Origin of the sequence: Cohnella sp. GCM10012308 (assembly GCF_042649185.1) — a bacterium.
Taxonomy (GTDB): domain Bacteria; phylum Bacillota; class Bacilli; order Paenibacillales; family Paenibacillaceae; genus Cohnella.
This window is the reverse complement of sequence record NZ_JBHRYU010000007.1, coordinates 165,727-189,511: the sequence shown is the minus strand read 5'-3', so window position 1 is coordinate 189,511 and position 23,785 is coordinate 165,727. Positions and strand designations below refer to the sequence as shown.

The 23,785-nt window shown below is 59.4% G+C and carries 20 protein-coding genes; all 20 read right to left on the bottom strand.

Going from position 1 to position 23,785, the window contains the following annotated elements; genetic code table 11:
• Positions 1 to 63 precede the first annotated feature (63 nt).
• On the bottom strand, positions 64 to 1,680 hold the full coding sequence (locus ACFOTD_RS11350; protein ID WP_378118691.1) for a flagellin N-terminal helical domain-containing protein: 1,617 nt from the start codon (positions 1,678 to 1,680) through the stop codon (positions 64 to 66).
• A gap of 150 nt (positions 1,681 to 1,830) precedes the next feature.
• On the bottom strand, positions 1,831 to 2,082 hold the full coding sequence (gene csrA, locus ACFOTD_RS11345) for a carbon storage regulator CsrA (RefSeq protein ID WP_378118689.1): 252 nt from the start codon (positions 2,080 to 2,082) through the stop codon (positions 1,831 to 1,833).
• 4 nt (positions 2,083 to 2,086) lie between these two features.
• On the bottom strand, positions 2,087 to 2,551 hold the full coding sequence (gene fliW / locus ACFOTD_RS11340) for a flagellar assembly protein FliW (protein ID WP_378118687.1): 465 nt from the start codon (positions 2,549 to 2,551) through the stop codon (positions 2,087 to 2,089).
• 166 nt (positions 2,552 to 2,717) lie between these two features.
• Positions 2,718 to 3,299, bottom strand: coding sequence for a DUF6470 family protein (locus tag ACFOTD_RS11335; RefSeq protein WP_378118685.1), 582 nt, complete (start codon positions 3,297 to 3,299; stop codon positions 2,718 to 2,720).
• Between the two features lie 17 nt (positions 3,300 to 3,316).
• Entirely contained in the window at positions 3,317 to 4,237 is a 921-nt protein-coding gene (gene flgL / locus ACFOTD_RS11330; RefSeq protein WP_378118683.1) for a flagellar hook-associated protein FlgL, read from the bottom strand.
• Positions 4,238 to 4,256: 19 nt separating this feature from the next.
• Complete coding sequence (gene flgK / locus ACFOTD_RS11325) at positions 4,257 to 5,828, bottom strand: flagellar hook-associated protein FlgK (protein ID WP_378118681.1); 1,572 nt, start codon at positions 5,826 to 5,828, stop codon at positions 4,257 to 4,259.
• Positions 5,829 to 5,847: 19 nt separating this feature from the next.
• Complete coding sequence (locus tag ACFOTD_RS11320) at positions 5,848 to 6,351, bottom strand: flagellar protein FlgN (protein ID WP_378118679.1); 504 nt, start codon at positions 6,349 to 6,351, stop codon at positions 5,848 to 5,850.
• Between the two features lie 25 nt (positions 6,352 to 6,376).
• A complete protein-coding gene (flgM, locus tag ACFOTD_RS11315) occupies positions 6,377 to 6,652 on the bottom strand; it encodes a flagellar biosynthesis anti-sigma factor FlgM (RefSeq protein WP_378118677.1) in 276 nt (91 codons plus the stop codon).
• Positions 6,653 to 6,732: 80 nt separating this feature from the next.
• Entirely contained in the window at positions 6,733 to 7,125 is a 393-nt protein-coding gene (locus tag ACFOTD_RS11310; RefSeq protein WP_378118675.1) for a flagellar protein, read from the bottom strand.
• Positions 7,126 to 7,200: 75 nt separating this feature from the next.
• Entirely contained in the window at positions 7,201 to 7,683 is a 483-nt protein-coding gene (locus tag ACFOTD_RS11305; protein WP_378118673.1) for a ComF family protein, read from the bottom strand.
• Positions 7,684 to 7,976: 293 nt separating this feature from the next.
• Positions 7,977 to 10,139 (bottom strand): helicase-related protein, encoded by a 2,163-nt coding sequence (locus ACFOTD_RS11300; RefSeq protein WP_378118672.1) that lies wholly within the window; start codon positions 10,137 to 10,139, stop codon positions 7,977 to 7,979.
• 175 nt (positions 10,140 to 10,314) lie between these two features.
• Positions 10,315 to 10,890 carry a hypothetical protein gene (locus ACFOTD_RS11295; RefSeq protein WP_378118670.1) on the bottom strand — a complete coding sequence of 192 codons (576 nt, stop codon included), beginning with the start codon at positions 10,888 to 10,890 and terminating at the stop codon, positions 10,315 to 10,317.
• Positions 10,891 to 11,509: 619 nt separating this feature from the next.
• Positions 11,510 to 11,704 carry a hypothetical protein gene (locus tag ACFOTD_RS11290; protein WP_378118668.1) on the bottom strand — a complete coding sequence of 65 codons (195 nt, stop codon included), beginning with the start codon at positions 11,702 to 11,704 and terminating at the stop codon, positions 11,510 to 11,512.
• A gap of 16 nt (positions 11,705 to 11,720) precedes the next feature.
• Positions 11,721 to 13,085 carry a dicarboxylate/amino acid:cation symporter gene (locus tag ACFOTD_RS11285; protein WP_378118666.1) on the bottom strand — a complete coding sequence of 455 codons (1,365 nt, stop codon included), beginning with the start codon at positions 13,083 to 13,085 and terminating at the stop codon, positions 11,721 to 11,723.
• A gap of 30 nt (positions 13,086 to 13,115) precedes the next feature.
• The gene (locus tag ACFOTD_RS11280) at positions 13,116 to 13,814 is read right to left on the bottom strand and encodes a TlpA family protein disulfide reductase (protein ID WP_378118664.1); all 699 of its coding nucleotides are present in this window, start codon (positions 13,812 to 13,814) and stop codon (positions 13,116 to 13,118) included.
• Positions 13,815 to 13,986: 172 nt separating this feature from the next.
• Positions 13,987 to 17,589: an S-layer homology domain-containing protein gene (locus ACFOTD_RS11275; RefSeq protein ID WP_378118662.1), complete on the bottom strand. Its 3,603-nt coding sequence runs from the start codon at positions 17,587 to 17,589 to the stop codon at positions 13,987 to 13,989.
• Between the two features lie 106 nt (positions 17,590 to 17,695).
• Positions 17,696 to 18,508 carry a hypothetical protein gene (locus ACFOTD_RS11270; RefSeq protein ID WP_378118660.1) on the bottom strand — a complete coding sequence of 271 codons (813 nt, stop codon included), beginning with the start codon at positions 18,506 to 18,508 and terminating at the stop codon, positions 17,696 to 17,698.
• Positions 18,509 to 18,879: 371 nt separating this feature from the next.
• Positions 18,880 to 19,614, bottom strand: coding sequence for a response regulator (locus ACFOTD_RS11265; RefSeq protein ID WP_090116230.1), 735 nt, complete (start codon positions 19,612 to 19,614; stop codon positions 18,880 to 18,882).
• Positions 19,604 to 20,782, bottom strand: coding sequence for a sensor histidine kinase (locus tag ACFOTD_RS11260; RefSeq protein ID WP_378118658.1), 1,179 nt, complete (start codon positions 20,780 to 20,782; stop codon positions 19,604 to 19,606). Before ACFOTD_RS11260 ends, ACFOTD_RS11265 begins: the two co-directional genes overlap by 11 nt.
• A 147-nt stretch (positions 20,783 to 20,929) precedes the next feature.
• The gene (locus ACFOTD_RS11255) at positions 20,930 to 23,638 is read right to left on the bottom strand and encodes a stalk domain-containing protein (protein ID WP_378118656.1); all 2,709 of its coding nucleotides are present in this window, start codon (positions 23,636 to 23,638) and stop codon (positions 20,930 to 20,932) included.
• Positions 23,639 to 23,785: the final 147 nt, after the last annotated feature.

Genomic DNA, 23,785 nt, shown 5'->3' with positions numbered 1-23,785 from the left:
AATAAATGGCAATAAAATAGCAAAAAGAACCGTCGATTCGACGGTTCTTTAAGAGTGTTACGATTAACGAAGCAGTTGCAGAACGCCTTGCGGTTGTTGGTTCGCTTGAGCCAGCATCGCTTGGGCCGCTTGCGAGAGAATGTTGGACTTCGTGAAGTCCATCATTTCCTTCGCCATGTCGACGTCGCGGATACGGGACTCGGCAGCCGTCAGGTTCTCGGAAGCCGTTTGCAGGTTGTTGATCGTATGTTCCAGACGGTTCTGAACAGCACCCATCTTGGAACGCTGCGAGGATACGTTCTTGATGGCGCTATCCAGGCTGTCCAACGCTTGCGAGGCGCTAGTAGCAGTCGAAACGTCTACTGCCGAAAGGCCCAAAGCCGCTGTCCGCATATCACTAATGCCAAAGCTGATCGTCTGGCCACGATTGGCACCGATTTGGAACGTTACGCCACCATTGCCGGATGCTTCGGTTTGAGCGTTAGAGAGTCCAAGATCGGAGACTGCCGTATTACCGATTTTATCGCTAAGCGTAACCGGTCCATTCTCGTTCGTAATAGCAAAGCGTCCGTCCGAGCTGACATTGACTTGTACGTTGGTCAGGAAGCCAGCTTCGCCGGAAGTCTTGCCTTGCAGCGTATTGTAATCCGAGATTGCACCGTTAATAGCACTTTGCAGCGTGTTAGCTGCAGCGGACATTGCAGTAGTGCCTGCCGTGATATTAGCTCCAACCGAGATTTCCAACCGGATACCGGCGACGGTGAGATCGGCTTTCGTATTTGCAGCGACAGTGGTCCCGTTGTAGATCGAGGTACCGTTGGATGCAGTTTGACCACTGCCACCAAACACTTTACCAAACACGGAACCAGAAGAAGTAGAGATCTTCGAATCCGTTCCCTTGGTTCCACTTTCAATGACCAGCTTGCCGTTGGAGTCTACATACCCCGTAACGTGAGCCGTGTTCTTGCCGGACTTATCAATCGCGTCGTTAATCGTTTGAACGATAAGATCCTTGGCATTGTTACGAGTAGTGGAATCGGTGCTGATCGCTTTGAGCGTGTTCTTCTGATCCGTTGTCAGCGAACCCCAGTCAACCGTGATATCGTTACCGTCAATCTTAATGGTCTCAGACTTGAAGTCCGCGTCTACGACTGCAGAAGCGTTCATCGTATCGGTACCCGTCACCTTACCGCCCGTAAGCTTCGCAACTTGAGCGCCCGTCGTCGTGTCAACAGCAACGTTTACCGTACCAGCGGACTTCAGCGCGCCATTCAGCAGCTTTTGCGTGTTGAACTCGGTCGTGTTGCCGATGCGGTCGATTTCGTCCTTCAGTTGCTTAACTTCTTCTTGGATAGCCGAGCGGTCGTCGGCAGTGTTCGTACCGTTAGCCGATTGGTCAGCCAGTTCGCGCATACGTTGCAGGATGGAGTGCGTCTCGTTGAGCGCGCCTTCAGCCGTTTGGATCAGGGAGATGCCGTCTTGCGCGTTCTTCGAAGCCATGTCCAGGCCGCGGATTTGAGCGCGCATTTTTTCGGAGATCGCGAGGCCGGCAGCGTCGTCGCCTGCACGGTTGATACGAAGACCGGAAGACAGCTTTTCCAGGGACTTGCTGGCAGCAGCCGTGTTGCCCGTCAGTTGACGGTGCGTGTTGAGCGCTGCGATATTGTGGTTAATACGCATTGATTTCTTCCTCCTTGAAGGTTCGGTTCCCACGTCCATGTGGGGTTTAGTTAGCTGAAGTCAAGGTCGGCCGCCCTGTCCTTCAACTCCTAACATATATATCGAATGCAGTCGAATCCTAGTGAATAGCAAATTTAAAAAAATAGAAAATTATTGATTACTCTCGTTGTTGCCCGATTGACCGCCCAGTAGCTTGCGTAAATCCGCCAGTGGCACCTGTACGTTTACAGCTTCCCGATTAGACTCCTGAATCGCGTCATAGATCTCTTTCCGATTCACCGCAACGCTCCGGGGGGCCTTGATCCCTAGGCGCACGGTATCTCCCTCCGTCCCTAGGACGACAAGTTCGATATCGTGACCGATCATGATGGACTCGCCTTTTTTTCTGGACAATACCAGCATAAGCTCACGCCCCATCCCCTGTAGATTTCGTTTCACCATGCGGAACAGGCGGCGAGAGCAATTGCCGGGTAGAGTAGCTAGAGTTGGTCAGCACGATCTGTCTGCCCAACTTCTCGCGCACGTTAATAATGACTGGAGCAAGCAAGTTCATTGTGGCCGTCTCGATACGATCTCTCAACGTGACAACCGACCACACTTGCACATCCTGCTCCCCTTGTATACGAAGCTCCTCTATCGTGTCTTCCGACAGCCTCAGATCATATTCAGGAGAAAAGATGAAAGGATCGGTGAGCAAAAAGACGACCTCGGATCGATCCAACGATTGCATGTAGGTAAAAGGCAGGCTCGGATCGGGCTGAAGCAAGACAAACGATGTCGTATCCTCGAATCCCGGCATGCCCTGCGTAAACTTGACCGCCTTGTCCGTCTCGATCTCGACTGCGCCCAGCACGGAAGATTGAATAATCATTCGCACAGCTCCCTATCTATGATGAAGTGCATACTAACGACGCGCACAAGCAAATGAAATAGAAAAACCATAACGCCGTTTCGGCGATGGATCGCCGGACTGGGGCTATGGTTTAAAATTTCGCCATACGAATTACCGATCCTGCCTGCAAGAAAGCAAACCAATGTCAGCCCTGCAAACTAACAAGCGGCGGCGGCGTGAACTTCACGCTGTTGTACTGCTGCATATAAATATCCAACTTGCCCCTGTCGTACGACAGGACTGGCTGATTGACCTCGCTGTGAATCTCTACGGGACTGGCCGAAGCGCGAATTGAGAGATCGCCCGGAGTGAAGGTGACGCTCACGTTGTTGTAGGCCGCCGGGCCGCGGAAGTCGAATTCCGGGAACGAGCGGCGCCAGTCCTCCGCGAACTCCGCAAACGGATTGTTCGGATTGGTCAGGTCGGCCATCCGGTTGCCTTCTTCGACGATGCGAGCCAGCCCCTGCTGCGCGATCTGCGGTGCCATAGAATAGATATTGTTCATCACGTTCAGATGGCCGCCCAAGCCCAGCGCATCCCAGGCCTTGGACGAATCCACTTCAAGGCGGCCCTCGGGAGACTCGATCTCCAGCTGCGCGCGCGGCTGCTTCATCTCGAACGTCGGACGCGGCTGCTCGATATGCTGCGTGCCGATGTCTGCGTCGATGCCAAGCTGCGCGTACGTCTGCTGAATCTGGATCTGAGGCGTCGGTACGATCCCTCTCATCCGTCAGCCACCGCCCCTTACTTCAAGAAGTCGACCAGACTTGGCGAGATGAGCTTGGCGCCTGCGGACAGAGAAGCCTGGTAGACGTTCTCCTCGGTCTTTAGGTTCGTGATGACCTCTGCCATATCCGCATCCTCGGTCTTGGACTGGATGTTCTTAAGATTGACGCCCGTCTGCGTCAAGCGGTCGCTCACAAGCGCGAGACGATTAGTGCGCGCGCCCACCTCGGCCCGCTTCTCAAGCAGCGTCCCCAAGCGGGTGTCGATGTTGCCGATGAGATCGGAAACCTTGTTATAGTTGCCGTCTTTCAACGCATCGCTGACTTGCTTGACGACGAGGAAGACATTATCGTTATCCGTCGGATTGCCAAAGATCTCGACACCAGTAAGATTAGCGCCAAGCGTAACGCCCGGCCCAAGCTCGTATTGCGTCTGGCCAGCGTCCGTCGACACCTCGTAAGCCATCTGGCCGCTTGCGTCGTCGATCTTGGTTCCCGGATACGGCGCGGTCTGGGTCTGTTCGCCATTGAAGACGAATTTGCCGTTAAACTTGCTGTTGCCGATCTCCACCAGCTGGTTGTAGAGCTCCTTGACTTCCAGGTTGATGGCGTCGTAAGCTTCCTGCGGCTGCGCGCCCGTGGCTCCCTTGACCGCCAGCTCGCGCAGGCGCTGGAGAACGTCGCCGGCCTGTCCGAGCGTGGTATCCGTAAAGTCCAGCATGGACGTCGCGGAATCCGTGTTTTTCACATATTGATCGTTGGCGTCGATCTCGCTGCGGTAGCGCATGGAGAACGTCAGTCCGACGGGATCGTCCGAAGGCTTGTTGATGCGGCGGCCCGTCGACAGCTGGTTCTGCAGGTCGTTCATCCGTCCCAGATTGCTCGAGACGTTGCGGAGCAGCTGCGTGTTCATCATCGATTGCGTAACTCTAATTCCCACTGCCAGTCACCTCATCCCGTTATCTGCCGACGACGCCCATGCCGTTAATGACCTTGTCGAGCATCTCGTCGATCATCGTCATATTCCGCGCCGCCGCGTTGTAAGCGTGCTGGAACTTGATCATATTCGACATCTCTTCGTCGAGCGATACGCCGCTGACGGACTGCCTGCGGCCGTCGATCTGGTCGACGAGACCCTTGGAGTTGTTCATCTGGCGGATCGCCTCTTCGGACTGAACGCCGAGCTGGCCGGCGATCGAGCGGAAGTAAGCGTCGACCGTATTAAGGTTCGGATCTCCGGCGGAACCGAAGTTAAAGCGTAAATCTCTCGCCTGAGAGAACAGGACGGAGAGCGAGTTGTTGCCTTCGATCAGCGTGCCGTCGTCGTTCACCCGCATCGAGGCGGAGATCTTGGTCGGATTGTCCGCGATCTGCTTGTTCAGCGTGATCGAAGCCGCGGTGATCGTCCCGGTGCTGCCGTCGGCATTGGTGAAAAAGGGCAATCCGGTCGGCGTCGATGAGGTGTTGTATCCGAGTTGGTGGAGCGCGTTAAGACCCTTGAGCACAACCTTGGTGTCGTCAGTCAGCGTGCGGCCGGCCACCGAACCCGTGTAGAGCGTCGTCGATCCGTCCGCGTTCGTAAGCGTCGTTCCTTCGGGAATGACGGAGCCCTTGGGCAGCGTGACCTCGATATCGCCGTTGGCAAGAGTATTGGCCAAGCGATCCAGATCGTTAATATAACCCTGCACGTAAGTATCTCTGGACAGGATCATGCCGTAAACCTCGCCGCTGTTGAGGTCGCCGGATGCCACGGCATCCGTCAACATATCCCCAGTCACCGGCGCCGGCTCGTCGAAGCCGGCCACGAGCTCTGTTCCGCCCATATCGATCTTGTAGCCGTCCGATTGCTCGGTAACGGTGATATTGATCATCTTGGACAGCTCGTCCGCCAGTTGATCGCGCTGGTCGCGCAGATCGTTGGCGTTGTCTCCGAGCCCTTCGAGCTTCGCGATGCTGCGGTTAAGCTGGGCAATCCCCTGCAATCTCGAGTTGATCTCGCCGGCGCGGATATCCACGTTTTCCGTCAGATCGTTTTTCAGGTCGCTCAGTTGCTTGGCAGTATGGTTCAGCGCGTCCGTGAGCGCCAGCGCCTGCTCGCGCACGATCTTGCGGCCGTCCGCGTTCTCCGGCGACTTGCTGAGCTCGGACCAGGCGTTGAAAAAGTTGGCGATAACGGTGCGGACGCCGCTCTCGCTGGGCTCGTTGACGATCGTCTCGAGCTTCTCGAGCGTATCCTGGCGGATGGAATAATCGCCGAACGACTTGTTCTCGTTGCGATACTGATCGTCCAGGAACTTCTCGCGAACACGCGTGATGGACGTGAACTCGACGCCGGAACCCATCTGCCCTGGCACAGTGGACCGGATCAGCCCGTAAGCTTCCATGGACTGCGCCGCGGTCATGTTGACGATCTGGCGGGAGTAACCGGTCGTATTGGCATTGGCGATGTTGTGGCCGGTCGTATACAACGCGGCCGTCTGCGTGAACAGCGAGCGCCGGGCGGTCTCCAGGCCGTGAAACGTAGATCTCATTCGTCAATTCACCTCTCTCTTATGCGCGTGTGTCGAATTGGCTGGGCCGCGAGAAGCCTTGCTCCTGCAGGGAACGGTGATACGTCGCCTCGTCCTCGCTGGGGCCTGCAATGACATCGATCGAATAGTGGATATATTCCAGATGGGTCCGAATCATCTGCTGGTTAAATTCATTGAGCCGGCGCAGCTCGTCCGTCGCCTGCGCAAGGCGAACCGTGACGGCGTCGAGCGCGCGCTTGGTCTCTGCGCTGGGAATGAGCCGGATCAGCTGCTCCATCCGGATGTTCTTGGCTCCGCCAAGCCCGAGACCGGTCAGGTAGCTCTGCACGGCAGCGGCGCGCTTGGCCTCCAGCTCTCCGATCCGCGGCAGCAGCCTGGCCTCCTTGTTCGTGACGGCTGCCACGACGTCGACCCGGTTGGCGAGCACCGCCTCGCGTTTATCCATGCTCAGACCGATCAGTTGGCCATAGATGTCCGCCAAGCCGTGCAACGGCTCCAATATCGCCTCGAAGGCTGATTCCAAATGCGCTCACTCCCGTATGTCGGTCTTAGAGGATAAAGGGCAGCAGCTTGTCGGCGATCTTGCCTGCGTCGACGTGATAGGTGCCTGACGTCACGGCGCTCTTGAGTTCCTCGATCTTCTTGGCCTTGTCGGCATCGTTCGACTGCTGCGATTGGAGCAACTCAAGCGCCTCCGGCGATATGGATACGTTATCCTTTTTCTTCGCTGCAGTCTTGTTGGTCACGGCGTTATCGTTATTGCTGCCGTACACGCTTCGTATATTGGCTATTCGCTGTGTCTCGTTGATTTTCAAATTAAGCACCCCTTCCGCCACAAAAAAACGACCGAAAATAGATTTAAATCTATTATCGGCCGGCCGGCGAAAAATATGAATAGTTCATTTTACCGATCATCTCTGTCGAGAATCCTGAATCCGTTGCGGGAATCCGCGTCGGATCGGCCGATCTGGGAACCGGCGATCCCTTTTTTCAGCTTGTTTTGGCAGTTGAAGCAGATCTTGCCGTCCCGGATCGCCGCGCCGCACATCTCGCAGGGATAGGTCAGATTAGGCGCCACCGCCTTGGAGATCCGTCCCTCCTGGATGAACTTGGTGATTTGTTGTACCGAAACTTCCGTCGCTTCGGACAATTCGTTTATCGTTACGCCCTTATGGTCCTTAAGAAACTTGAAGCAAGTCTCGTAATCTCTCTCGATCCCTGCATGGCATTCGTCGCAGATGGTGCGGAATTGACGGTTGAACAGCTTGCCGCAGCGCGGACAGTTGGCTAAAGCCACTTGAGAGCCCTCCCGATCATACTTGTGAATACTGTTATTCTAGCATGAAAAGGAAAGAGTTGTAACCTTCTGCGGTCACGCTCTCGCCCATGCGAGCCCATGAATCTCGGCCTCGGGATACGCCTGTTGCAGCGCATGCGCGCACTCGTTCATCGTGCTCCCGGTCGTATAGATGTCGTCGACGAGGAGGATTCTCATTTTCTTGCATTCGACTGGCATTTTCGAACCTGCCGCCGCAGCTGCGCGGAATAACCCCCGCATGTCCCGAATGCGCGCTCCCCGGCCTTTGAGGCTCTGCTTCTCGCTGTCGCGGGTGCGGACAAGCAGATTTTCATACGACAATCCATACCATTCGGCCAAAATATAGGCCATTCGCTCGGCTTGGTTAAATCCGCGCTCCGCCAACCGCGTTTCGGAAAGCGGAACGGCCGTAACCAGGTCGTACTGCCGGCCGGGCATTGAAGCACTTCTCTCCAAAGCCGATGCCAGCATGGCGGCCATGATCGGCGCGAGTCGCTCGGCGCCCTGATATTTGTAAGCTGCAAGCAACTCCTTCATCTCGCCCTCATACCGAACGGCTGATCGACTTGACGCAAAGTACAGCCGCGCACGCCGCGGGCAATCGCCGCATCGTTCCGGCCGGCCGCAGATCGGGCATACGACGGTCAGGATCCAGGGTACTTTGGCTTTGCAGGAGACGCAAAGCGCATCCAGCGCTGCCCGCGCCTCGGGATGGCGGAGAGGCATGATCGCGACAGCGGCGGCAGCGCCCCGTCCTTCCTTGCCGCAACATGGACAAACCGATGGCTCGGGCTGAAAAAGACGATAGATGAACTTAATTACCGCCGCAATCATCGATTTGAACCTTGCTCAAGCAAATATCCGCCCCGCCGCGCAAGACGATTCATCGCCGTTACCTGCCGGATTGCGCCGATCAAAGCTTGAGTTCTGTGAGCGGCGCAGAAGAACACGCGGCCGGCCGGGTCATCCGAAGAGCGGCCGGCACGCCCCGCCATCTGGACGAGCGCCGCTTCGTCGAACAGCTTGGCATGCGCGTCGAGAATAAAGACGTCGCTGCGCGGCACGGTGACGCCGCGTTCGAGAATGGTCGTCGTCACGAGAAGGCGGAGCTCGCGCTCCCGAAATGCCATGACTTTGTCCCTGCGCCCTTCGTCCTGGGAGGAAGTGCCATCGACGGACGCAGGCGATATTCCCCAAGCTTGAGCCTGCCTGCGAAACAGCGACACCAGCGCATCGATCTGCTTAATGAAGGGGACGAAGACAAAAACCTGAGCGCCTCGTGCCAGCGAAGAGCCGATGCAAGCAAATAACGCGGCAGCCTGTCTGCTCATCAAACGCTGTCTGAGGTCAGGGAGCTTCTTGGCAGATGCTGCAGCAGCTTCGACACCCCAACGATGCAGAGGGGGCATGCTCATGACCCGCGGCACAGGCAGCGGATGTCTATGGAAGCGAACCGGAACCCTTGCGCAAGGCAAACGTCCAAAGCGGACCGCCCGACGAAGCGCCGGCGGCGGGGTTGCGCTCAATAGCACGGTGGAACCGTCGGGCTTCCGGGCTGCGGCAGCCGCATGGTGCAGCATGGGGTCGCCGTGGTAGGGAAAAGCATCGAGCTCGTCTATTAGCACGAGGTCGAACGCCTGGCCGAATCGCATGAGTTGATGCGTAGTCGCCAGCGTCAGCTCTGCCTGCTGCCAGCGTTCGCCGCTGCCGCCGTAGAGCACGGCGATGCTGCGCGCAGGAAATGCCTTGGCCAGCCGCGGCGCCAGCTCGAGCACGACGTCCCGGCGGGGCGTCGCGAGCAAGGCCCTGCCGCCTGCGCTCAGAACCGCGTCCAGCAGCGGGAATATCATCTCCGTCTTGCCGGCGCCGGTAACGGCCCATAACAAGAAGGAACGAGGCTGAATCGCCATCGGATCTCCGAGCGGCAGGGGCTCTAATCCAGGGCTGGCGACGGAGCTGCGATGAAAGCGAAATATAGGCCGGCGGGCACGGACGGCGGGTAGGCCGGGTGGTGAACGGCCGGGCGCTTCGCCGCCCGGCTCGCGCTCGGCCAGCAGGAAGCGCACCGCCTGCTCCGAGGCGACCTGCTGCGCGGGGCTCAGCCCCCAGCGCGCGCATATATCCGCCGCGGACGGGCGGACCGCTCCGGCCAAGCCCAGGCCGAGCGGCGAAGCCGCCGGCGCCGGGCCGCGCACGAGCAGCCCGCATGCGCGGCTGCGGCCGAGCGCGAGGCACGCCTCGCAGACGGCGCAGGCGCCGCTCCCGCAAGCGGCGCACGCCGAGCGCCGCATGGCGGCTTCGCCGCTGCCGCATCGCCGGCAGCGCAGCCGCCCGCTATGCCGCGATGCGCCCCGCGGTGCGGCCGCTGCGACCGCGGCGCCGAGCCGCAGCGCGCCTAGCAAGGCGCCGAGCTGTACCAGCGCCAACAGCCCGACGCCTAGCGTTATGCCCGGCGCATGCTCGGCGAGCAGCGTGACTGCCTCCGCCTGCAGCAGCGAGCGCCCCTGGAGCAGCGGCGCAATCGCCCGCAGCCGCATCGCTTGAAGCCTTGCTTCGGCGACTCGCCCCACTCCCCCGGCAGGCACGGGCAATAGCAGCTCGCAGCCCGAACCGACGCTCGGCGGCAAGGGCACGCCTACGCGCGAGCCATACAACGTGCGGGCTACCGCAGCCTCGCCAAACACGCGCAACAGCAAGCGCTCCATCGCCCCCGCATCCCGGGTATCGCCTTCACCTCTCAACAGCTTCGCCTGGATCCTGCCGTAACCGGCCTCGGCTTCGCTGAGCGGCAGCGACCGGTTCAATTTGACGATCATGCTCGCAGTCTCTCTCCCTGCAACGGCGGAGCTGCCAGAGCCCTCCTGCCGCCAAGCCGCCTCCAATCCTTCCCGGTATCCCCGATCAAGCCAGTAGGCCATGTCCGTCTCCCAATCTACCGTGAACCTGACCTGCCATCCGGCCGCCACTCGCACCGCGTACACGATCGCCCTCATTCTCTCATCTCCTTTATACAAGCTGTCTGCTACGGCCAAATCGGCATCTTGCTTTGAAATCCCGCTCTCCAGCGAACCGCCGAACGCAAAAAAAGCACATTCGCTCCGGCGCCTCGGGCCGCCAAGCGAGTGTGCTTCACTCGATTCCAATATCGGTCTTTCCATTCAATTACTTCTATTGTAAACGATCGGTCGCAGATGTCAATTCCGATTGCCCCTCGTCGTCCCCGCGCCCCGCACCATGTCCCGCCCTATGCCCCGCTCCGCCGCCGAAGCTATTGCCGAAGCCATTTCCAAATCCTCCACCGAAGCCGTCTCCACTGCCTTCTACGTCAGCGCTTCCGCTCCGCGGCAGCTCCATCCACACCGTATCCGGACCGCTCCAAGCCTCCGCATACGCCGTCTTCGTCTCTTCCCAGCGCCTCCGCCCTTCCGCGCCATCCTCGCCCGACTCGGGCAGCTGACGGATCAGGCTCACGCCCGCCTCCGTGCGCACGAGCTTCTCCACGATCGACGCGGTGCCGTCCGCCGCTTCCGGCTCGAGCAGCACGGTAATGCCGACATCCGTCCCCGACAGGCTGCCTTGATATCGTAGCGAACGAATCACCCACTCGATCTGATCCTCGTGATTGCCCGCGACAATGACGTAGTGCCGTTTGGCGACCGGCCTGCGCCGATGACGCAGCAGCCGATAGGCGCAAGCCGCGGCAACCGCGTAGCATCCGGCGATCCACAGCAGCAATCCGATCATGGGACCACCTCCTTCGCGTGAACTCGGCGGCCCCGTACCCGGTACTGCGGAAGAATCCCTGTCCCGAAAAGGCCGCGCCGCTATGCGACACTATATGCCGCGCAGCGCTCGGCGGTTCCGTCGTCCGCAACCGCTCAGTTGTCAACCGGCCCTTCTCGCTGTCTTATCTTTACCTGTCGCTGCCCCGGTCGCCCCCTCGTTCCTTCGCCGCTATTCCTGCAAATATACATCTATTTGCTCCGATGTCGCCCCTTCCGGACAAAATACATGCAAATACGCAGGTATCTTCCTCCGCCAACCGGATTTCCGGCTTATGCTTTGAATTTACCTGCATATTTGCAGGTATTTCATTAAGTACCGCGAGTTGGTTAAAAATACCTGTACAGATGCAGGTTTTTCGCCCCGTACATCATCTGACAAGCTCCGACACTCCGAATACGCGCTTACCTTCTACAAATCGCCGCTATATCGCTGCCATTTAGCCGCCAATACTATCTCTGTAATTTCAAGAAAAAAGCCCTCGCCCCTGCGACAAGCGCAGCGTGCGAAAGCCCCAAAACGATGCATGATTCCACTATACCACTAAGCCTTTTCCAGCCTTAAGCCTACCATCTCAGCCTTAAGCCAGCCTTTCCAGCCCTTCCAGCCTTTCCAGCCTTTCCAGCCTTTCCAGCCCCTCCAGCCCTTCCAGCCCTTCCAGCCCTTCCAGCCCTTCCAGGCTTTCCAGCCTTTCCAGCCCTTCCAGCTCTTCCAGCCCTTCCAGCTTTTCCAGCCTTTCCAGCCTTTCCAGCCTTTCCAGCCTTTCCAGCCTCAAGCCTTCCATCTCTTCCTCAAGCCGGATTCAGCACCAAATCCTCATCCTCGTCCCGATTAAAAGCCTCCCGGTCAAATTCCCCTTCGGAATTGGCCACGAGCAGCGAAGTAACGGTCGTGCCCGTCGCGTTGACGGCGGTGCGGCCCATGTCGATCAGCGCTTCGACGCCGGCGACGATGCCGATGCCTTCGAGCGGCAGCCCGAGCGCGGTCAGCACGACGGTCGTGGAAATGACCGCCGGTCCCGGCACGCCCGCCACGCCGATCGAGGAGATGATACTGACGAGCACGAGCACGACATAATCCGTCCCCGTGAGGTGGATGCCGTACACCTGCGCCGTAAACACGGCCACGATCGCCGGCCAGATGCCGCCGCAGCCGTTGAAGTTAACCGAGGCGCCGAGCGGCGCGACGAAGCTCGCGATTTTCTCTGAGACATGGAGGCGCTTGGTGATGACCTCCAGGTTCACCGGCAGTACCGCGAAGCTGCTGCGCGTCGTGAAGGCGACGGCGATCGTCGGATAGATTTTTTTGAAGAAACGAATCGGATTCACCCGCGCCACGAGCAGCACAAGCCCGCCGAACACCAGCACGAAATGAAGGATCAGCGCCACGTAGGAAGTGACGATGACGCTTCCGAGCTCCTGCAGCGTTTCCCAGCCGTACTTGGCCGTGATGCCCGCGATGAGCGCGAATACGCCGTAAGGCGTCAGGCGAATGATGAACTTGACGACCTGGTGCAGCACCTGCGTCAGCGAAGCGATCAGCTCGCGCACCGGACGGACGGCCTCGGCGTTCCGCGAGCCGACCTTGATGATCGCGACGGCGAGGAACAGCGCGAAGATAAGCACCGGCACGACCTTGCCGTTGGCCGCTTCAAGCACCGGGTTGGACGGCACGAGATCGAGGATGACCTGCGAGAACGTCGGAATCTCGCGCGCCGCGAATCCTTCCGGAACGGCTTGCTGGATGCCCTTGCCCGGGTTGAACAGCAATGCGATCAGCAGCCCGATAATCGAGGCCACGCCGGTCGTGCCGAGAAACCAGGCGAACGTCTTAAAACCGATCTTGCGCAAATATTCGAGACTGGTCAGCGAGGCGATGCTGTTGAGCACCAGGACGAACATGAGCGGGATAACGAGCATCTTGATCAGACTGACGTAGATGCTGCCGAAAGTGTTGATCGCCTTGGTGTCCAGGTCCAGATTCTGCAGCAGGATGCCTGCGAGCAGCCCCAGCACCAGGCCTGTGATAACGCGGAGACCGAAGCCTACGCGCTTTTTGGCCAAGAAGTACAGGATGAAAAACACGAAAATCGAAACGACGAAGCTGTACCAGTTCGTCTCGATGGCGGATAGCAGATTGTTGTCTACGTTGTTCATAAGGTTGATATCATCTCTTCCCGATTATTATCATTCGACGAGCGATTCGACGACCGACCGCATCTCGTCTTCCTTCATCGTTCCGAGCTTCCGGTAGGCGACGTGCCCTTCCTTGTCGACGAACACGGAGACGGGAATCGAGGTTACCCGGTAGGACTTGGACACGCTTTTGTCCGAATCGAGCAGCACTTGGAAAGGGTAACCGCCCTGGTCGATGTACGAAGCGACCTTGTCGCGGCCCTCGCCGATATCGACGGCCACGATCGCCAGGTCCCTGCCCTCGAACGACTCGTAAACCCGCTTCATGGCAGGCATTTCTTTTTTGCACCATTTGCACCAGGTGGTCCAGAAGTTGAGATAGACGGCCTTGCCCCGCAGATCGCTCAGCGATATGACGTTCCCGTCCAGGTCCTTCAGGGTAAAATCGGGGGCCTCCTCGAGCTCCGCTTCTGGCTGAACGGCGTCTGGGTGTCCCTCCGGAACTCCCTGCCCGGTCGGACCAGTCTTCCCCGCGGACGCTCCCTGCCTATCCAAACTTGCGAGTCCTCCCGGCCTTCCCTGCAGATCAGGGCTTGCCTGTCTGTCGGAACCTTCCTGCCCCTCCAGCCTCGCCTGCCGCTCCTGCCTGACCTGCGCGTAGCCGCCCTCTTCGCCGAAGCTGCCGGAGACATAGAGGGCAACGGCAAAGAGAACGAGCACGGTGCCGAGGATTATCAGTTTACTTTTCATCGCCCTGGCTGCTCCTCGCACATCCGCATCAACACGGGCGGAATGGACGGCCATAGGCCGCCCATCCGCGCTTCTTGCTATTCAAGTCTTTGTTCGTCTTGCTATTCGCTCGCCTTGCTATTTCGTTCGTCCTGCTAATTCGTTCGTCTTGCTATTCAAGTCGCCATCCTTATTACTTGGCCAACAGATTAAACAGCACCTGCGCGACCTCCGCGCGCGTCGATACGCCCGCAGGAGAAAGCTTGCCGCCGTTGCCCGAGACGACGCCGCTCTCGACGAGCGCCTTAAACGCTTCCTGGGCATACGCCGCAATCGCGCCCGCATCCGAGAAGCCCGACACGGTCGCGCCCGTCTTGGCAGACGGGAGCTCGCCGAGCACGTTCAGCGTGCGGTAGAGCAGCGTGAACAGCTCTTGCCGGGAGATCTGGCTGTCCGGCGCGAAGTTGCCGCCGGCACCGGTCGCGATGCCGAGACGTTTGGCCGCAGCCAGGTAGCCCGTGTAATACGTGTCTCCGGCATCCGCGAAGTTGTCTGCCGCGCCCGCTTCAGGCGCAATGCCGTAAGCCTTGAGCAGCAGCGTTACGAACTGCCCTCTCGACACGGTCGCGCCAGGGCTATAGTGCTCGGCGTCCGTACCGGTCGTGATGCCGCGCGCCGCCAGGAATCCGACAGCGTCGCCGTACCAGGACGAGGCCGCGACGTCCGCGAAGCTCACCGGATTGTAGCCGACGATGTATTGCGAGAAGTGCGTGGTCGTGAACTTGACGGATCCGCTAGAAGCGTCGAACTTGCCGCGTACCGTCTCAAGCTCGCCCGTCGTCTCGTTCACGTAGTAAACGATGATCGCGTTCGCGGACTCGCCGCTCTTGATCGTGTACGGCAGGTTGACGTTCACCTTGCCGCCGCCAAAGGCAGATACGTTCGCGTCGCCCGCGGTAACCGCCAGGTCATATACCGGACGGTCACCCAGAACCTGCTTGCCTTCGTCGGTCAGCTCGGACTTGGTAATCTGAATGCCGATGTCGCCCGTACCTTCGGCTGCACCGATCGTGGCGAACGCCTTCGCATCGAACGTAATCGTGCCGAAGCCCGCGTAGTTGATTTTCACCTCTGCCTGCGTCGCGCCGGCGAGCGCCTTCAGCGCTTCGCGCGGCAGCGTCAGCAGCCCGGACTTGGTGTCCGCAGTTGCTTCAATATTCAGCTCGATGACGGCAGCCTTGCCTTCCGCTTCGGCCTTTTTAGCGCTGTCGACCAAGCTCGAGACTTCGCTCGCCGTGACGGCTGCGGAGGTCAGGCCGTTCGACGCATCGTATTTGGCGGCGAGCTTGACCGAGACGACGGTCTTGCCGTCGCTTGCGCCCGATCCTTCCGGCGGCGCCGTCGGCGTCGGGGTCGGAGTCGCCGTCGTGCCTGCCGGCGGTACATAAGGCGCTACGTATTCAGGCACCGTCACTTCGACGTCGGCGCTGGCGTAGAAGCCGGGCTTCGCCGCGACGCGCACATGATACTTGCCTGCCGCCAGGCCCGTGATCGTCGAGCCGTCCACCGGCTTATAGGCGTTTGCGCCATGCGCCTTATATTCCAGATCAGCCGTAACGCCCGTAATCTGCCCGTCGTTGTTCGCCGCGCTCGTCGGCGCTACGCCTTGCAGGCCGGTCGGCGCGTCCTGCGCCTGCTTGGCCGGCACGACGACGTCGACGGACGCTCCGACCGCGAGGCTGTCGGTCGCCGCATATCGCAGCGTGTACGTGCCCGGCTCAAGACCGGTCAGAACACCGCTTGCGCCATTGCCTTCGATTTTCGTATAAACGGCATCTTCGATGGATGCATCCTTGTATTCCAGGCCTTCCGTAATTCCCGTGATCTGTCCGTCCTTCAGGTCCGGTCCGCTCGGCGCGACGCCCGCGAGACCCACCGGCGCAGATTGCTGGCCGTACTTCGGCACGGTCACGAGCGTGTCCGGGCTTGCGTTAATGCCGTCCTTCGCTTTGTTGCGGACGAGATAGTCGCCGTATACAAGTCCCGCGATCGATGGTACGCCGGCGTCCAGGTAAGCGTCCGCGCCGACCTTCTTATACTCCTGCCCAGCTGCCGTGCCCGTGATCTGACCGCCGTAAACGTCGTTCGCTACCGTCGTCGCGATGCCTTTCAGGCCTTGCGGCGCGTCCAGCTGCAGCGGCGTCGTGTTCTCCGGCACCGTGATGCGTACCGACTGGCCCGGCTTGTAGACGATCTTGTCGTAGCTCTTCGTCGTCGAATTTTTCTTTTGCGCGCCAAAGATCGATGCGTAACGAACGTCATACTCGCCAGGCGCAAGGCGCCAGATGGACGAGCCGGTGACGGCTGTATATTCGGTATCGGACGCCTTCTTGTACTCGAGCGCCTTTCCGCCGACGCCGTCGATGCGTCCGTCCGTACCGCCGAACTGGGAGGGCTCGACGCCCACGAGGCCGCTCGGCAGCGATTCGGTGCGGGACAGCACGCTGTTCAGCGCTTCGATGTAATTGGCATAGGACTTCGTCGCGTCCGCGTCCTTCTTGGACGTATCGCCCCAGCCGTACATGAGCTCGATATGTCCCAGGATCGGCGCAGCGGTGCCGTCCGCATCCTTGTTATCCTTGTTATAAGTAAAGAAGTAAGGCACTTGCAGACGAATGGCTTCTACCTTGGCGCCATTGCCGTCCGTATAAGAGATGTTGGAAGACGCCCTCGTCTCGTATTCCGCACGCAGATTGGTCAGATATTGCTTCGCCAGATCGACGTATAGGTAAGCATAAGCGTTTTTGCTGTCGCGAATCATCAGCTTGTCGTTGTCGTGATAATTGGCGTCCGGCTTCGTGACGTCCAGGCCTGCGTCGATACGCGGGTCAAAGAAGTACACTTTGTCCACGCCGTACTTTTTCGCATACTCGTTGACGTACTTGACCGCCGCTTGCGTGTTGGGGCACCAGGAGCCGCCGAACAGCAGGACGTAGTCGCCCTCGCTGCGCAAGATACCGATCAGTTCATCGTAAGTTACGTGCTCCAGCACGAGATCCTTGTCGGACTCGTCGAAGATCGGAGCGGCCGTCGGTGCGTAAAACGGACCATTGTGGTTAAAGCCCGGCGCGATCAAGTCGTACGCGCTGATGGTGCTGAACGCGTTCGCTTGGCCGAATACGCTACGGATCTGCGCCTTGTAGGCGTCGATCTTGGACGCGTCCGCGTTGCCGCCCGTCTGGAAGTCCGCTGCGACCGCAGCGCTCTTGAAGCCTGCGACGACCGGTCCGCCGTCGTTGTCTTTGTTATAAACGAAGACGTAGGTTTGATTTTGCACGTTCGCCGCATCCGCCGCGTTCGTCAGATAGGCATGAATGAGATCCGTATACTTGTAAGCAAACGCGTTGGCGCTGTTCGCGATATCCAGATCGTCCTTGCCGTCGAGGCGGGTGTCGAAGTTGTAGACCTTCGCGATCCCCTTCTCCTTGGCCACCTGGTTAATGTAAGCGATCTGTGCCTGCGTGGACGGGTTGGCTGCTCCGCCGAATACGACGGCATAGGTGCCGGACGTCTTGAAGATCTGCGCGATATCCTCATAGGTAGTCGTCTCGAATACGTGCGACTCGTTCTTGAGCGACGGATAGACGTCGCTGAAGTAATCGTAATGGCCGACGCCGCTGCCGCTTGACGTAACGACGCCTTCCGGCGCTTGCTCGGCCGCGTGGGCCGCCAGTGCCGGGACCGCCACGAAGACGGCGAGCAGCAGAGCCAGAATCCGTTGTGCTTGTAGTTTCAATCCGAACGCCTCGTTTCTATATCTTCTGGTTTAAATAAGAGCGGTTCGTGCGCGAGATTGCGAGTTTAAGAGATTACGGTATTTTTTCAACGTCGCGATATTGCGATTAAGGGCAGATCTCTTCTTCCGGCGGGCAGATCTCATCGGAAGAGGACGAGGCGTTCGAGGAGGAGGACGACGATGCGCTCGAGCTAGCAGCAGCGGTCGTCGCGGACGCTTTAGGCGCTTCTACTTTTTTGACGAACGTCGTAGCCTTGGCAGGCGCGGCGTCTGCTGCCTTTTCTACAGCTGCGGACGCTTGCGGAGCGGCTGTCGGCTCGGGCGATTTGGTCGGCTGTGCGACCGCAGCGGCAGTCGGCTTTGCGGTCGGCGCAGGCGTAGCCTTGGGCGCTGCCGTCGGCTGAGCGATTTTCTCGGCTTGCACGGATGCGGTCTTCACGACAACCGCCGCGACCGCCTTTTCATTCGATTCGGCAGGAGCCGCCTTTTCAACCTTGGACGCGCTGGAAGCCGTCGTGGCTGCAGGCTCGTTTTGCTTCACGTCGGCGACCTTAACGGCGGCACTTGCATTGGTTTCGGTATTGGACGCGGCAGCGACTGCTGCTAAGGCTTGGCCGGAAGCTTCGGCAGCAGGCGCGGCTGCCTCGTTCGCGGGCGCTGCCGAGGCTTCAGGCGCAGCGGCTTGCGCTTCAGCTTCAGGCGCAGCGGCTTGTGCCGCCGGGGCGGCCGCTTGCTGTTCGGGCGCTGCCGTCGCTTGCGGCGCGGCTGCTTGCGGCGCGGCTGCTTGCTGCTGCTCGGGCGCGGACGCGGCAGCCTCTGTCTTTTGATTGGCCGATACGGCTGCATACGTCAGCCCGCCGAATACGACGGTAGCGGCCACTACGGAAATAGCCAGTTTGGAAAGCGCGAGTTTCTTCATTTCTAAATCATCCTCCCCAAGATGTGTGGCTTATCGGAAACAAAAAAGATTCAACCGCGGCGCTATTAGCGCTTTAGTTGAATCTCCGGTTCGTCCAGTCGATTCTTGATCTCTTTTTAATTCCGATCGCCTTTGTTTACATTGAGTTCATATTAAAGGTATAATCCCGACCTGTCAACTAGTATTTAATCCTTATTTTCCCTTTCCCGTTTACAAATTATCTAATGTTCACAACTACATGTTGTAGTGAGGCATGACTTCATGTCGCTCTAAAACAAAGACGCCCCCGCAAGATCTGCCGATCGTCGGGTGGCGCCTAAGCGACTTGCCATATGTATAATTCCTGCTGTTGCGATCTTGCGATAAAGGCGTTACAGCGTCACCCAGCCGAACTTGATCGAGTTGATGACGGCTTGCGTGCGGTCGTCGACTTCCATCTTCTGCAGAATGCTGCTGACGTGGTTCTTGACCGTCTTCTCGCTGATGAACAGGCTCTCGCCGATGTTCTTGTTGCTCTTGCCCTCCGCCATGAGGCGCAGCACTTCGGCTTCGCGGCGCGTGAGCGGATTGTTGCCCCGCGGCACGAACTTCGTGATCGTCTCGCGGCTTGCGGCGGCCCCTGATGCGGCGCCGATCTCGTCGAGATACGTCATGCGGCGCAGCTGATTGATGAGCTTGCCGGTGACCTTCGGGTGGATGTACGCATGGCCGTTGGCGACCGTGCGGATCGCCTCAACGAGCGACTCGGCCTCCATGTCCTTGAGCAGATAGCCGGTAGCGCCCTTGCGCAGCGTCTCGAACACGTAGCTCTCGTCGTCGTGGATGGACAGGATGATGACCTTGATCTCGGGGAAAATGTCGCGGAGCTTCTCCGTCGCGATCACGCCGTTCTCCGTCGGCATGTTAATGTCCAGCAGCACGACGTCCGGCTTTTGCCGATTGCAGAACTCCAGCACCTGGATGCCGTCCCCGCATTCGCCGATTACCTCCAGGTCGGGCTCCATGTTCAAGATGCGCTTCAGTCCCTCGCGGAACAGTTGGTGGTCGTCGGCAAGGAGGACTTGGATCTTGCGGCCCGAGGCGATGTTCGAATTCTTACTCTCCATTAATGTCCAACTCCTTCCGCATTTCGGCTTTGATAGGTACTTGAATGGTAATCGTGGTGCCCTGTCCGATGGCCGAATCGATGTCGATCTCTCCCATCAGCAGATCCACGCGCTCCTTCATGCCCATGAGTCCGAACTTGTTCGTCTTCTTCGCCTGCGCTTCCGCCAGATCGGTATGGAAGCCTTTGCCGTTGTCCTTGATCACCATCCGGATCGTCTCTTCCAGATAAGTGATATCGAGCGACATATAAGATGCTTCGGCATGCTTGAAGGCATTGTTGAACGCCTCCTGCACGAGCCTGAACATCGCGGCCTCCAGTGCGGTCGAGATCCGCTTCTCCCGCCCGCTCGTCTCGAAGACGGAACGGATGGAGGTGCGCTCCTCGTAGTCCTGCACGAACTTGCGAAGCGTAGGAATAAGACCCAGATCGTCCAGCGCCATCGGCCGAAGGTTGAATATGATTTTGCGAATCTCCCCCAGTCCGGAACGTATCTGCGATTTTAAATCGACCAATTCGCTGCGCACAAGCTCCAAATCCTTCGTATCCAGCATTCTCTCGGCAATTTCGGTCCGCAGTACCAGATTCGCGAGCGATTGGGCGGGACCGTCGTGGATCTCACGGGCCATGCGCCTGCGTTCTTCTTCCTGGGCGAGAATGATCTTGAGACCGATCAGCTGGCGGTTCTTCGCGGACTCGAGGATGCGGGTAACCTGGTTCAGGTCGCCCGAGAAGTAATCCAGCACGACGTTCATCTGCGACCCGATCATCTCGGCCCGCTCGATGGACAGCTCCACGTTGCGGACGCGGCTCTGCAGGTCGTCGCGGCGCGCCTTCAAGTAATTCTCTTTTTCCCGATACACGGTCAGATCCAGCTGTAGCTGAGTCGCCTTCTCGTAGGCGGACTTGATGTCTTTCTCCGAGAAACGTACGAAATCCCTGCTCACCTCGGTGAGCCGGATGCGCGATAGCTTGTAATCCCGTTCGAGGCCGTCGACCTTGTCGATCGTAGTGGAAGTCTCTCTAAGGACATTCTCCAGTTCCTTGCCCAGCGATACAAGCTCGCGTCTCGCAGCCTCACAGATCTCGAATACTTGCATCTTGCTGTCTTCCATGACGCGCATCGCGTTCTGTATAACCCGGTCTATCTGTTCTACCCGATAGTCCAATCGAGCAACTCCCCTCCGCGCCCTCTCCGGACCGTCTCGCGTCGCACGCTTCCAGCCCCGGCGGGCTTGAATGGAGACAAGTTATGCCTCCATCATATCATATTTGCGTGCGACGTGGACGGGCCTACTAGGTCTGGCTGCGCAAGATTAGCGAATTGTAATCGTCTTGGTCTTCTGGTCCCACCCGACCTTGCGCCCGAGCTCCGTGGAAACGACGCGCACCGGCACCAGCACCCTGCCGCTTCGCAGGATCGGCGTCGCAGCAGCCGTCGCGCGGACGCCCGTGTTGAGCAGGTCCGGCTTGCCGACCCACAACTCTAAGAGCTTGCCGCCGCCCGTGACGGTCGCCTTCTGCGCCGCCTGGTCCCAGCCGATGTCCGCGCCGAGCGCGTCCGACACGAACCGCAGCGGCAGGTACGTCGTCCCGTTCAGCAGCAGCGGCGCGATGTCGAGCGCCACGCTCTTGCCGTCTACCGTAGCGGACTTCTGACCTAGCTGCAGCACGATGTTCGACTGCGCGCCATCGTCGACGACGGACGGATACTGGAGCGACAGATTGTCAAAAGCAACCGCCCCCGTCAGCGCGCGCTCGTCCTGCCCCTCGGCCAGGTTGACGACATAGAGTCTGGTGAGCGTCGCCGGATAAGTGATGCCGCTGCCCGACAGATCGACGCGGATCTGCTTCCAGCCGGTCCAGTTGGCCATCTTGGCGATGTCCACCAGCGCCAGCTTGCCGTCCGCGCCCTTGAACTCGGCGCGCAGCCAGTTGTTGGAGCCGTCGCCGTAGACGTCCAGCGTCAGCGCGCTCGGGCTGCCCGAGATCGCCAGGCCCGTGCTGCCGTTGGGCAGCGCGTAGGCGAAGCGGTTACCCGTACCGACCGTGAAGTCGTAGGTCAGCTGCAGCGCCTTCGAAGTCTCGCGACCCGGCAATCCCGTGACAATCGCGGCCGTGCCGGTCGTCTCCGCCGGGAGCTTGTCGAACGTCACCGGATACGCGGCATTCTCGAACGTCTCGAAGCTCTTCTCCGCTCCCGCGCTCAGCGCGAATGCCGTCGAGAAGCCGTCGTACCTGGCGATCGCGTAGCCGGTCTTCGTCTGCTCGCCGACCGCGCCGATCGTGATGACGCCGCCGCTCGCAGCCGCCGTGAAGCCCTTGAACTCCCATTTCACCGAGTCCGCCGGCACCTCGAGCGTGCGGCCGTCCGCGAGCGTGGCCGTCAGCTTGACCGTAATCTTAGCACCTTGCTGAAGCACGGTTGTGTTGGGATTCGCCTTGAGCTGGTTGATCTGCGAACCGCCGATGACCTCGATGCTTGCCTTGTCGCTCGCCGCGCCGGACTTGACCGTCAGCTCGCCTTTGCCCGCCTTGGACGCCGTCAGCACGCCGCCGGCGAAGCTGCCGAGCCCGCCGCTCACGCTCCATGCAGGCGTCAGGCCGGCGGCGTCGATCGGGTTGTAATACGTGTCGTACGCCTTGACCGAATAGGTCGCCTGCTGTCCGATGAACAGCGTCTTCGCCCCGCTGACCGTAATGCCCTTGGTCTCGCCGGCAGGCGCGATCGTGAACACGCCGATCCCGTTGGCTACCGCGCGCTGCGTCGTACCGAAGTACGTCGGATGCGCCAGGACGGTTGCCGTCTCCCCGAGCGGCCGCGTGATCATCGTCGTCGAGCCGCCGCCGTCCAGGTTGACCGCTTTCCATACGCCAAGCGACGTCAGAATGTTCTGGAATACCGACAGCGTCACGCCGTCATGCGAGCTGTATTCTTCTACAGTGACGAGATAAGCCGTCTTGCCGTCCTTGGAATAAGCGACCGCCGTGCGCGCCCGGTTGGAAGAGCCGTCCACGCCGCTGACGCTTCGGCTGAACGCCGAAGCCTTGCCGCCGTCCATGAGCAGCGTGTGGCCGCTCACGATCATCTGAAAATCGCTCTCGCTGTAGGTCTTGCCGCTCGTCTGCGACACCAGATTGTACGCGCTCGTCACCGCCGTGCCGACCGGCAGGCTGTTCAGAATGAAGTTGCCGGAATCCTTGCCCTTGTGTCCCCGGAGTATGTAGCCGTTCGCCGGGATCGGCGTCTGGATCTGCACCCCGTCGCTGACCTCCGTCACGACGCCGTTCACGACCAGCGCCTCCGTCGGCGTCGTGCCGCTGTTAGCCGGACGGTTGGCCGCGGTCCAGGCGTTGGTGTACATGTACAATGCGTTGAGATGACTCGCTGTCTTGTCCGGATACGTCGTGTACGAAGAGTTGTTCAGCCCCGACAAGGCAAACTTCGTCCCGTCCGCCGCCGTCACGCTGCCCGAGAACGCGAACTGATCGATGATCGGCGTCTTGTCCTTCGTCAACGCAAAGGCGTACATGCCCTCCAGCTTGGTCGGCGCTACCAGCAGCTGCCCCGAGAGCAGCTCCGCCCCAAGCGGCGCCCCCTCGCTCGACGTGCCCGTGTTAAACACGTCCCCGTTCACGCCAGCTACAGCTCCGGTCGCCTTCGTCATCGCCCCGACCGATTGCCCGGTCGTGACGCTGCCGTTTTTCCCGCTCAATGCGTTCATCTGCACGTACGGATTGGTCAGATCGATCTGCAGCACGTGGACGAGCTCCGTGCTCTTCTTCGCGTCCGACGGCACCCAGCTATAGTTGATCTGCTTCACGCCCGACGTCACGATCGCCTCGTCGGACTTCACCAGCTTGTACGTGACCGCCGCCGTCGCCGCCGAAGCGACGCCCGGCTGCCATTGCGCAAACGGCGCCAATCCGGTGCCCGCGAACGAAGCCACGACAAGCGTCCCGGCCAACATCGGTACACATACGACTCTAGCAGCTCTCAGAATGTTAAACTTCGATTCAGACATTAGATGCAATACGCTCCCATGTTGTCATAGATTTGCGCGGGGCGGCACGGCAGCCGACTCCTACCAAACTCCCAATACTTCCCCTCTATAAGTAGACTCCGTAATCTACAAAAAGTTACATGCGATAAGAGAATTATATAAATTTCA

What these genes read in the sequence shown, in the direction of transcription:
- ACFOTD_RS11350 (WP_378118691.1), bottom strand. Translation starts at nt 1,680, where the DNA reads ATGCGTATTAACCACAATATCGCAGCGCTCAACACGCACCGTCAACTG.
- csrA (WP_378118689.1), bottom strand. Translation starts at nt 2,082, where the DNA reads ATGCTGGTATTGTCCAGAAAAAAAGGCGAGTCCATCATGATCGGTCAC.
- fliW (WP_378118687.1), bottom strand. Translation starts at nt 2,551, where the DNA reads ATGATTATTCAATCTTCCGTGCTGGGCGCAGTCGAGATCGAGACGGAC.
- ACFOTD_RS11335 (WP_378118685.1), bottom strand. Translation starts at nt 3,299, where the DNA reads ATGAGAGGGATCGTACCGACGCCTCAGATCCAGATTCAGCAGACGTAC.
- flgK (WP_378118681.1), bottom strand. Translation starts at nt 5,828, where the DNA reads ATGAGATCTACGTTTCACGGCCTGGAGACCGCCCGGCGCTCGCTGTTC.
- ACFOTD_RS11305 (WP_378118673.1), bottom strand. Translation starts at nt 7,683, where the DNA reads ATGAAGGAGTTGCTTGCAGCTTACAAATATCAGGGCGCCGAGCGACTC.
- ACFOTD_RS11300 (WP_378118672.1), bottom strand. Translation starts at nt 10,139, where the DNA reads ATGAGGGCGATCGTGTACGCGGTGCGAGTGGCGGCCGGATGGCAGGTC.
- ACFOTD_RS11295 (WP_378118670.1), bottom strand. Translation starts at nt 10,890, where the DNA reads ATGATCGGATTGCTGCTGTGGATCGCCGGATGCTACGCGGTTGCCGCG.
- ACFOTD_RS11285 (WP_378118666.1), bottom strand. Translation starts at nt 13,085, where the DNA reads ATGAACAACGTAGACAACAATCTGCTATCCGCCATCGAGACGAACTGG.
- ACFOTD_RS11280 (WP_378118664.1), bottom strand. Translation starts at nt 13,814, where the DNA reads ATGAAAAGTAAACTGATAATCCTCGGCACCGTGCTCGTTCTCTTTGCC.
- ACFOTD_RS11270 (WP_378118660.1), bottom strand. Translation starts at nt 18,508, where the DNA reads ATGAAGAAACTCGCGCTTTCCAAACTGGCTATTTCCGTAGTGGCCGCT.
- ACFOTD_RS11265 (WP_090116230.1), bottom strand. Translation starts at nt 19,614, where the DNA reads ATGGAGAGTAAGAATTCGAACATCGCCTCGGGCCGCAAGATCCAAGTC.
- ACFOTD_RS11255 (WP_378118656.1), bottom strand. Translation starts at nt 23,638, where the DNA reads ATGTCTGAATCGAAGTTTAACATTCTGAGAGCTGCTAGAGTCGTATGT.